This window comes from Bradyrhizobium sp. LeoA1Lang (assembly GCF_055413685.1).
The window spans coordinates 1-4106 of the sequence record NZ_JBVAPG010000319.1; the positions used below are offsets into that span (position 1 = coordinate 1).

At 60.2% G+C, this 4106-nt stretch carries 3 protein-coding genes and 1 pseudogene; all 4 read left to right on the top strand.

Annotated features, from left to right (window positions below; translation table 11 throughout):
* Window positions 1-1374: 1374 nt before the first annotated feature.
* Window positions 1375-1734, top strand: a complete 360-nt coding sequence (locus ACZYOF_RS42620; protein ID WP_245476407.1) for a hypothetical protein — start codon at window positions 1375-1377, stop codon at window positions 1732-1734.
* Between the two features lie 575 nt (window positions 1735-2309).
* The gene (locus ACZYOF_RS42625) at window positions 2310-2489 is read left to right on the top strand and encodes a DUF3072 domain-containing protein (RefSeq protein ID WP_282532583.1); all 180 of its coding nucleotides are present in this window, start codon (window positions 2310-2312) and stop codon (window positions 2487-2489) included.
* Window positions 2490-2649: 160 nt separating this feature from the next.
* The gene (locus ACZYOF_RS42630) at window positions 2650-2922 is read left to right on the top strand and encodes a hypothetical protein (RefSeq protein WP_282532584.1); all 273 of its coding nucleotides are present in this window, start codon (window positions 2650-2652) and stop codon (window positions 2920-2922) included.
* A 105-nt stretch (window positions 2923-3027) separates the two neighbouring features.
* Window positions 3028-3990, top strand: a pseudogene (gene dinB, locus ACZYOF_RS42635) (DNA polymerase IV); the annotation flags it as partial.
* Between the last annotated feature and the right edge of the window lie 116 nt (window positions 3991-4106).

The window sequence follows — 4106 nt, forward strand, 5'->3', positions numbered from 1 at the left end:
AAGCCTTCGTGGTAACGCTTGTCATGGCGTGGTCTCCAGCCCGGCGCGTCAACGCCGGGTGATTCGAGGTTGATCACCCCGGAGACTACGCCACTTTCAATTCCAACCGCTTTTCGGACGGCACCTACCGCCCCGCGGTAACTCTCAGATACGCCGCGCTGGCCGAGATTGTGACAACGCATATTCCGCAACAATGTGTGCACCTGCCACCCTTGCAGCTCGGTCCATCCCCCTGGCCGGGCCGTTTTTCTCCGGCTATGGGTCCCCTAGCCTCTTCGTCCGAGAACGAAGTTCCTCTTGCCCCTCCGCACAGCTAGCGAAGCCACGCGGAACAGTCCATTTGTGGCTGCGTTGAAGGTCGCACGCAGGATCCATGTGTGTAACGCCCCTGGCAGCTCGGTCCGGATTTGTCCCCTGGGCCGGGCTGCTTCCTTGACTACCGTGTGTGCCATTTCATACACAAACTTCGATAGCGTCTTGCTAGGATGGTGGTACTGGGATTTCAGGGCACCAGTGAAATAAACGCCGCCGGGACACTGCATTTCTAGCCCGGCGGCGCAATTTTGAACCCATCGACGGCAGCAAAGGCGCTGGGCGAGCCGACGAAACCGAGAGAGCCAAAGATCTTCAGCGTGAGCCGGACCTAGTTGTTGGCGACCTGCTTGTCTGTTGTCTTGGTTGGCAGCCTTACCGGGACTCGCGGCGTCGTGCTGACAACCCGCACGCTTCCGTCCGAAGCATGACTTTTGAGAGTCTCCAAAACCAGAAAGAATTTCTCAGCAAGCATGGCGGCCTCCTCCCCTGGTCGGTGATTGCGGAGCAAAGTATCAGCGCCCGCACCGCCGAACCACCACACATGACAATCCCAGAATCCGCCTGAGTCACCACGGGATAACTACGGGAGGCGAGAAAAACCGCGCTCCAGCACCAATTGTGCGCGCACTGCCCCAAGCAACTCGATCGGCTCCCCTGCCGGGCAGCTCACCTTCGCCGCCGGACAGCGCATTTCGAGCCCGACGGCGTATCTTCGAGAGAGTGAAAGCCGCCGCTCGGCTCCCCCATCTTCAAGTAAATTGCCTCTTTTTCCCGGATTTCGTGAAGCAGGTCATATCGCCTCGCTCCGGGATGTCGGAGGGTGCCGGTAGCGGAGGCCAAAACCATGGCTGAACCTGCGAAGCGAATACCGGAATGGTTGACGACCGACATCCTGATAATCGTCGTCGGCCTGGCGGTTATCCGAGTCGGATTCTGGATCGCCCCGTAGCCGCGAGCCACGCGGAAAACGGCGAGCGCGCATCGCCGTTGCCTCCCAAGTCCCCCTCCAAGACGTTGTAGCCGACCGTCACCGACCGTGGTTGTCAGGATCCAGAGCGCTTGCCAAACCGCGAAAGAGATCAGCCAGCTGCGCGAGGCTTAGGCGCACCACTCGCTCGCTCCTCCTTGCATCGAGTCGAGGCAGCCTATTTCCAGCGCATGAACCTGACAGAAGTCCAGGACCACGCGATACAAGCCCGGATGGCACTCATCGTTGGCGCGAAGGCGTTTGACCGGCTGTTCGCCGGCATTCACTTCGACGAACTCGACGGCGATATCCTGTTCGTTTACGCAAAGGATGAGGAAGCCGCGGCTGGGGTCGAGGACAACTTCTCGCTTCAAATTCAGATCGCGGCTTCGAAGGTCTTGAAGCGCCAGGTCAACATCGTGATGGTGTTGCCAAAGCAGTTCGTTCACTGAGCTGGCGCTATCATAGCCGGAGCCGTCTACGGGGTATCATCGCCGCGCGTCCGACCGCCGATTGAATGCGGCCTATTCCAGAAAAATTCCCGGTTGCCTGTCGCGGCCTCGGCATATTGATCTATGGCCAATATGATCGCTTGGACTTGGTGATAGCACCATCCCTCGTGCACACCGATCTTTCGAACCTCGGCCAAAGCTTTGAGGAACGGCGGCTGATCCTCGGCGTCGGAAAAGTATCTCTTCACCACTTCCGACCTCCAAGCACCTTCCCCGCGGTCGGCCCTGGCGCCGCCTTCTTAAGCCTGTCGCGTTCTGCGCAAAGCCCTTCGATCTTCGCGAGCATCCGCTGCAGGAGCAGTTCGGCCGAGGCGGTACAGATCCCCGCCCGTTGAAGCTTCATAATGTCGTTTCGCTGACGCCCGAGCTGGACGCGCATGTATTCGATTTCCCGACGGACGAACTCGAGATCTAGGCATTGAGACCCCGTTGGACTGCAGCCGCTCAAGTGAACAAAAAGGGAACAATCTTTCAAGTTACAAGTTGGGACTGCACCCAGATTTTTGGAGGTTCACATGGCCGACAATACGGAGAGGGACCCGAATGAGTGGGTTTCAGGACATGATCCGATGACCGGTGCCCAGGCATCGTACCTCAAGACCCTTGCTGAGCAGGCGCATGAGCCGGACCCGACAGAGAGGGAACTTACCAAGGCGATCGGGACGCTGCGGGAGAACGCCGGGCTCGCCAGGTAGCGTGCGCCGGCCCTCCTTAACGGCAGGACCCCAGTGCGCGTTGAGGGTCCATCGCCGTGGAAAGGCGACTGCTCCCACGTTTGCGAATCCCTGCCCCGTGCTAGCTCGCAGGAACGCAGGATGAACTGGCTGATTCGTTTGGCGCACCAGGAGCCTTCAAATGCTGATGACGAGGGAGCCGCGCGCGGCAATCCGGACCCTACAAGGATGGGCTATCGCCGTGCTGCAAGAATCCGGCGCCATCCGCGAATGCGAAGAGCATGGGTGGATGCAGGACCGCGCCGACCCGCACGCCCGCGATCGCGCCTTCGGCATGGCCCGCGAGTACCCGCCGCCTGGCGTCTCGTCGCAAACGGCCGCCATAGCGATCGCCGAAGTGCTGGACTCGATCGGCGACACCTGTCCGGAGTGCCCGCCCGACGGTGTGGTCTAACGGCTGCGACGACTCGACTGCGGACCTATATAATCCGCACATGGCCCCACCCGATCCCGAGCAAGGCGCTTCGACCGCGTCCTATCGCAAGATATTCACATCGACATGGATGCGTTCTATGCTTCCGAGGAACAGCGCGGCAACCCGGACCTTCGCGGAGAGCCGGTCGTGGTGGGAGGCTCGGCGGAGCGAGGCGTCGTGGCTGCCGCGAGCTACGAAGCCAGGAAGTTCGGAGTGCGGTCCGTGATGGCGTCGATCACGGCGAAGCGGCAGTGTCCAGACCTGATCTTCGTCAAGCCTCGCTTCGAGGTCTACAAGGCGATCAGCCGGCAGATCCGCGAAATCTTCGCCGAGCACACGCCGATCATCGAACCCTTGTCGCTCGACGAGGCCTACCTTGACGTGACCGAAAATCTTCAAGGCATCCCGCTCGCTCGGGACATTGCCTCGCGCATCCGCGAAACGATCAAGGCCGAGACCGACCTCAACGCTTCTGCCGGCATCTCCTACAACAAATTTCTGGCTAAGCTCGCTTCCGATCATCGCAAGCCGAACGGCCAATTCGTCATCTCGCCGGAAATGGGACCTGCCTTCGTGGAGAGGCTGCCCGTGGGCAAATTTCGCGGGATAGGCCCGGCGACGAGCGCGAAAATGAATGCGTTGGGCATCTTCACCGGTCTCGACATGCGCAACCAGACACTGGAGTTCATGAACGCTAACTTCGGCAAGTCCGGCGCTTACTATTACTGGATCTCGCGCGGCGTAGACGAGCGCCCCGTTCGAGCGAACCGGATCTGAAAGTCTGTCGGTGCGGAAAACACGTTCTCGGCCGATCTAATCGAATTCGAGACCATGGCAGCGGAGCTCGAACCGCTGGTCGACAAGGTCTGGCGGCACTGCAAGTCGACGGGCACTCGGGGGCGGACGGTAACGCTTAAAGTGAAGTTCGCCGACTTTGAGATCATCACGCGCAGCAGGTCCGTCTATTCAATCGCGAACCGCAGCGATCTTGCACAACTCGCCACTAGCCTGCTGAAGGACAACATGCCCCTTCCGAAAGGGTGCCGTCCGAAAAGCGGTTGGAATTGAAAGTGGCGTAGTCTCCGGGGTGATCAACCTCGAATCACCCGGCGTTGACGCGCCGGGCTGGAGACCACGCCATGACAAGCGTTACCACGAAGGCT

Coding starts and splice junctions, on each gene's coding strand:
- ACZYOF_RS42625 (WP_282532583.1), top strand. CDS start 2,310: ATGGCCGACAATACGGAGAGGGACCCGAATGAGTGGGTTTCAGGACAT.
- ACZYOF_RS42630 (WP_282532584.1), top strand. CDS start 2,650: ATGCTGATGACGAGGGAGCCGCGCGCGGCAATCCGGACCCTACAAGGA.